The organism is Corynebacterium sp. NML180780 (assembly GCF_007786415.1).
Taxonomy (GTDB): Bacteria; Actinomycetota; Actinomycetes; order Mycobacteriales; family Mycobacteriaceae; genus Corynebacterium; species Corynebacterium gottingense.
The window spans coordinates 1-5250 of record NZ_VNKN01000025.1 but is presented as its reverse complement, the minus strand read 5'-3'; the positions used below and the strand labels follow the sequence as shown (position 1 = coordinate 5250).

Sequence of the window (5250 nt, the reverse complement as noted above, 5' to 3'; positions counted from 1 at the left end):
CTCTTTCTGTGTTGAGTTGGCATGCAGGCTGGTTTAACAGCCAGTGCCAGTAGCACATCTCATGGCTGGAGTGGTGGACCTTCATGTTGCAAGCCAGGAATCCCGATTCGACGAGCACTTTCCCGCCCGTAGCCGGAGGTAAGACCGGGAATCTATAGCTCAAAAAGCACACATTTTGTCGCTTAACCCTTAGATTTGGCCTTTTTGAATGCCGATTGAGTGGGTGTAGTCGGTGTCGATAGCGTTGTCGTAGAGGGCTGGGCGTCCTGTTTCGTGGTCGGCTTGGTTCTCGGTTTGGGTCAGGGTGGATACTTTGGCGAGTTGGCCCTGGCCCCAGTCGGACTGCCTGGCGATTCGTACTGGATCGTCAGGCAGTTCCGTTTTTAAGTAGAGCCACCAATCCAGCATGCGGCGTTGTCGTTCGCCTGATCTGCCGCGGTGGGTTCTGGCGAGCAGTTTGAGCTGGGCGTTGATGCCGCCTTCTAAGCTGTTGGTGGTGGATTTGATCCGCTCGGGCGCAAGGACTCCTGCTGGCGGGTTGAGGTAGACAAACAGCATCTCGGACCGCCAAAGATGGTTGAGGCTGTTGTAGGCCTTGCGCACGTTGTGGTGGGTCCACACGCGGGTCCATGCACCTGTTTTGGGGTCTTTGATCATGGTTTTCTCGTTCATCCATTCCCGGTAGATCGTTGAAAACTCGTGCAGTTGCACACCCCACGCGGCGGCTTCATCCAGTGTGGTGATCCGGGTCAGTTTCAGCGCAAGTCGGTAGATGGTGCGCCCGGCATCGGTGCGTGGGTTGGTGGTGGTGTAGCGGCGGACCACGCGTTGGGCGTGGACGAGGCAGCGTTGAATTTTCGTAGTCGGCCAGCACTTTTTGATTGCGCTGTATGCGCCTTGGCCGCCGTCGATGACGGCGATGAGTGGGGCTTCGATGCGTTCAAGCAGCAGTTGGTAGTCGCGGGTGGTTTCGTGTTTGCACCAGTGCCAGGCGATCACGTGGTCGATGGTCGCCGCGACGATCAGGCAGCCACCGGCGGTGTAGGTGCCATCGAGAAATACCTGGTCGTAGATCCGCTTGTGGTGGCCGGCGGTGGGGTCAGGCACATCAACGAGCCAGCACCACTTGAAGCGCCGCTTCATGGTGGCGCGGCTAACACCGTTTCGTTTGGCTAGGTCGTCGAGTGATATTGCGGTGGTGCAATGCTCGATGAACTGGGTGAACACTGCCGCGTTGGTGATGTCGTTTCGACGTTTGACGCTGGAGGCGCCGCATTGTTTGCAGCGCCATCTGGTGGTGCCTTTGCTGGTGGTGCCGTTGCGTTTCATTTCACCGCCGCAGTGGCAGCGTGGTTGGTTCTTCGACATTGCGACACCACACCACGCCGCGCATAGCACATCACGGCTGCCACACCGAGGATTTCCCGTCGGGGGCTAGATGTGATGTCCAGGGACGTTGTTCTGGCCCCCGCCCGTAATGACACCGTGCCGATTCAAGAAGTATCTGTCCAGACCGCTTGCCATTGAAGGCATGTTAGAGTTTGGGGCATGTCGAGTCCCGAATCAGACAGGTCAGGGGTTGTCGGTCACACCGCCAGCCCCTTGAACCACTAGTTACGACGCCCACGATCTGTGTGGGCGTATGTCTGGCGTACCCGGGGCGCTGGCCGTGGTGACAAGAAGAACCATTTCTTGATCTCACACCTCGGAGTACTCGATGCCTTTTGCCCTTTACATGCTTGCCCTGGCGGTCTTCGTCATGGGCACTTCAGAATTCATGCTCGCGGGATTGCTCCCCGCGATCGCGACCGAACTTGACGTCTCGGTCGGCACTGCGGGCCTGCTGACCTCCGCATTCGCAGTCGGTATGGTCGTCGGCGCGCCAGTGATGGCGGCATTCGCTCGCCGTTGGCCACCGCGGCTCACATTGATCGTTTGCCTTCTCGTGTTCGCGGGAAGCCACGTCATCGGAGCGATGACACCAGTGTTCTCTCTCCTGCTCATCACCCGGGTGCTCAGCGCTCTCGCAAACGCAGGATTCCTCGCCGTAGCACTGAGCACGGCCACTACCCTCGTGCCAGCGAACCAGAAGGGGCGTGCACTGTCGATCCTGCTCTCCGGCACGACGATCGCAACCGTCGTGGGCGTCCCCGCCGGGGCACTGCTCGGCACAGCGCTGGGCTGGCGAACGACGTTCTGGGCGATCGCCATCCTCTGTATTCCCGCGGCCGTTGGAGTCATTCGTGGCGTCACGAACAATGTTGGTCGGAGCGAGACTAGCGCGACCTCACCAAGGCTCCGTGTCGAGCTCAGCCAGTTGGCGACGCCGCGGCTCATCCTGGCCATGGCACTCGGAGCGCTGATCAACGGAGGGACCTTTGCGGCATTCACCTTCCTGGCACCCATCGTGACCGAGACCGCGGGCTTGGCCGAAGCGTGGGTGTCCGTCGCGCTGGTGATGTTCGGCATCGGATCGTTCCTTGGCGTCACGATCGCAGGACGACTATCAGATCAACGACCTGGCCTCGTGCTCGCAGTCGGCGGACCGCTATTGCTGACAGGCTGGATCGTGTTGGCAGTGGTCGCATCTCATCCCGTTGCGCTTATCGTCCTCGTCCTCGTTCAGGGATTCCTGTCGTTCGGCGTCGGCAGTACTCTGATCACGCGTGTGCTGTATGCAGCATCGGGTGCGCCAACGATGGGCGGTTCGTACGCAACCGCAGCATTGAATATCGGAGCTGCAGCGGGGCCCGTGCTTGGTGCGCTCGGGCTCGCGACCGGGCTGGGGCTGCTCGCGCCGGTTTGGGTCGCTTCGGTGCTGACAGCGATCGCTCTCGTCATCATGCTTCTCACCAGACGCGCGCTTACGAAGACCGCGGCGGAGGCCAATTGATGACCCATCCGAACGCTCTTCTCACTCCTCGTGCCCGTCTCCGGTTAGCTCGGCTGATTGTCGAAGACGGCTATCCGGCCACGATCGCCGCAAAGATGGGGTCGTTTGCGGGAGAGGGCGAAATCCTACGCTAAGGCTTTGGCCAACGATATTCTCCGGTAAGATTGATGTGTTCCCAGGGGATAGGAGAAGTCGCTTGATATCTAGTATGACGTCTGTCGCACCTGCTTGATCGCGGCCGCGATAGCTAGATCGCGTTGCTCCTCTTCTCCATCCGCGTTCCAAGCTGCGGAAAGGCACCCATAAGCGTACGCCTGGTCGAGCAGGCGACGCGGATCGACGTCCAGCGCACGAGAGAATGCGTCCGCCATCTGTGCAATGCGTCTAGGATCGAGACAAAGGTCGTCTCTGTCAGCCGGATCGTAGAACATATTGGCGGCGCCAAAGCCCACTTCACCGACCAGACCGACGGGATCTATCACCAGCCAGCCGCGACTGGAGAACATGATGTTTTCATGATGCAGATCGCCATGTAGCCCACGCAGTTCCGAGGCATTGCTCATCATTTGATCGGCTATAATCGCCGCGTGGACGTAGTCAGTTTGACAACCTGCGTTTTGATCATCGCGCGCCCGCTGAAACAAAGCTGCAAAGCGATCCCGGATCGGGAGAAGGGCAGAAGGCAGGGGTTCCTCAGATGCGGCATACAGCTTCGCCATTAGTTCCGCTGCAATTTCGGTCGCCTGGTAGTCGCCGTGCTCGGCAACGATGTGAGAGAGCATTCGCTCCCCGGCATATTCGAGCAACATCAGATTGTTCTCACGACCGAGCAACCGGACTGCTCCCCTCCCATTGCGCCATACCAGATAGTCGGCCCCGCGCAGTTCATCAGCAATGTCTTCTATAGGTTTCAATCCCTTGACGATTGCAGGAGTCCCGTCTGGCAATGAAACTTTCCAAACGAGGCTGGAAAAGGTGTCCGCAATGAGAACAGGTTGCGAAACGTGCCAATGAGCAGGAAAAACAGGCGGCATGAACATCAACCCCAAGTCAGAGGGTCCAATCGCAGATAGAAGGCAAGGCGTTCGCGGTCGGGGGCTTCGATCCCCAATACATTGAATAGGACAGCGAAGGCGCGCTCTGCTTCATCTGGCGCTGCCCAGTTCTCTTCGGCGTTAGCAATCATGAGTGCCAAATCGGCATAGCGATCTGCTGTTCCGAGCCGCCCAAGGTCGATCAGACCCGTGCATTGAAGAGTTTTAGGGTCCACCATGAAGTTCGGCATGCAGGGATCACCATGGCAAACAACCATATCGGTGCGCTCTTGGTCGAGCCGCACCGGTAGCTCTCGTTCGACACGAGCCAAAAGATCGAGCTGCGGCGTACTCTTGTCCTCGTCCGGTAAGAAGTCGGGATTGACGGCATTGCGGGACACCACATCAACGGCGCGTCCGAACATTCGCGACAGCCTGCGCTCAAACGGACATTGATCAACCGATAGGCTGTGAACAGCGCCAAGTTGCTGCCCCATTGACGGCCACGCTTTGAGCAAATCCGCTCCAGACAGATCAGCCGCCGGTACTCCCGGAATTGCCGTTATCACCAAGCATGCACCCTCCTGTTCCTCCTGCCAGTTGATCACCTCGGGGCAAGCCACACCTCGACCTTTGAGCCAAATGAGGCGGTCACGCTCTCCAGCGAGCTCACCGCGGCGGGAAGCAGGTGCGATTTTCGCGAAGGCATGCCCGTCACCACGTCGAAAAACAAAATCACCAGATTCTCCGCCTCTGACAGGCAACCAGTCAGAATGCGATTCACCAAAAAAAATATTAGTTCGATTCAATGGAGGTTCCTTCAGTTTTCTGATGAAGCGCGGAGGTGGCTCAACCTGCGAAAAGAAACGAGTTGCTACGTAAGTCCGAGAACATGCTTTCCATGGTCTCTGAGCTCGCCTTTGGGACCGACATATCGGTAGAGAGTGACGCGCTCGATGCCGAGTTCCTTGCAGAGATCGGAAACTGAAGTATCGCGCTGGGCCATGGCGGCTTGCGCGAGACGCACCTGAGCTTTGGTGAGCGCGAATTTTCGTCCGCCCTTGCGACCGCGCGCTCTCGCGGAGGCGAGACCCGCCATGGTGCGCTCTCGGATCAGATCCCGCTCGAACTCGGCCAAGGTGGCGAAGATTCCGAACACCATGCGACCGGACGCAGTCGTGGTGTCGATCTGAGCGGGCACTGTTGCAAAGTTAGCGATGAGGCAGCCTTTTGTCTTATTCAAAGGCCTTACATTTCAAAAACTCTGCTTACCAGGCGCATTTCGCCCAGGGGATCACCATAATAAAATGCTGAGGCCTGGCC

Annotated in this window: 6 protein-coding genes and 2 pseudogenes; 3 read left to right on the top strand and 5 right to left on the bottom strand. The window is 58.4% G+C overall.

The window, feature by feature from the left end:
* Window positions 1-189 precede the first annotated feature (189 nt).
* Complete coding sequence (locus FPP74_RS12095) at window positions 190-1368, bottom strand: IS256-like element IS1249 family transposase (protein ID WP_005323424.1); 1179 nt, start codon at window positions 1366-1368, stop codon at window positions 190-192.
* Window positions 1369-1642: 274 nt separating this feature from the next.
* On the opposite strand from FPP74_RS12095, the gene FPP74_RS12570 reads away from it, so the two are divergent.
* The 3 genes and pseudogenes from FPP74_RS12570 to FPP74_RS12075 form a co-directional block, all read left to right on the top strand.
* Window positions 1643-1696 carry a chloramphenicol resistance leader peptide gene (locus tag FPP74_RS12570; protein ID WP_011113070.1) on the top strand — a complete coding sequence of 18 codons (54 nt, stop codon included), beginning with the start codon at window positions 1643-1645 and terminating at the stop codon, window positions 1694-1696.
* A gap of 21 nt (window positions 1697-1717) precedes the next feature.
* A complete protein-coding gene (gene cmx, locus FPP74_RS12080; RefSeq protein WP_005297378.1) occupies window positions 1718-2893 on the top strand; it encodes a chloramphenicol efflux MFS transporter Cmx in 1176 nt (391 codons plus the stop codon).
* Window positions 2893-2991, top strand: a pseudogene (locus tag FPP74_RS12075) (IS481 family transposase); the annotation flags it as partial. The gene cmx and the pseudogene FPP74_RS12075, both read left to right, overlap by 1 nt.
* A gap of 105 nt (window positions 2992-3096) precedes the next feature.
* Here the strand turns inward: FPP74_RS12075 and FPP74_RS12070 are convergent.
* The 4 genes and pseudogenes from FPP74_RS12070 to FPP74_RS12055 all read right to left on the bottom strand — a co-directional run.
* Window positions 3097-3933, bottom strand: a complete 837-nt coding sequence (locus FPP74_RS12070) for an aminoglycoside O-phosphotransferase APH(6)-Id (protein WP_000480968.1) — start codon at window positions 3931-3933, stop codon at window positions 3097-3099.
* Window positions 3933-4736 carry an aminoglycoside O-phosphotransferase APH(3'')-Ib gene (gene aph(3'')-Ib, locus FPP74_RS12065; protein WP_001082319.1) on the bottom strand — a complete coding sequence of 268 codons (804 nt, stop codon included), beginning with the start codon at window positions 4734-4736 and terminating at the stop codon, window positions 3933-3935. The genes FPP74_RS12070 and aph(3'')-Ib overlap by 1 nt, the downstream gene beginning before the upstream one ends.
* 65 nt (window positions 4737-4801) lie before the next feature.
* Complete coding sequence (locus tag FPP74_RS12060) at window positions 4802-5170, bottom strand: recombinase family protein (protein ID WP_012360778.1); 369 nt, start codon at window positions 5168-5170, stop codon at window positions 4802-4804.
* A 5-nt stretch (window positions 5171-5175) separates the two neighbouring features.
* Window positions 5176-5250 (bottom strand): annotated as a pseudogene (locus FPP74_RS12055) (IS6 family transposase); the annotation flags it as partial.

What these genes read in the sequence shown, in the direction of transcription:
- cmx (WP_005297378.1), top strand. Translation starts at nt 1,718, where the DNA reads ATGCCTTTTGCCCTTTACATGCTTGCCCTGGCGGTCTTCGTCATGGGC.
- FPP74_RS12070 (WP_000480968.1), bottom strand. Translation starts at nt 3,933, where the DNA reads ATGTTCATGCCGCCTGTTTTTCCTGCTCATTGGCACGTTTCGCAACCT.
- FPP74_RS12095 (WP_005323424.1), bottom strand. Translation starts at nt 1,368, where the DNA reads ATGTCGAAGAACCAACCACGCTGCCACTGCGGCGGTGAAATGAAACGC.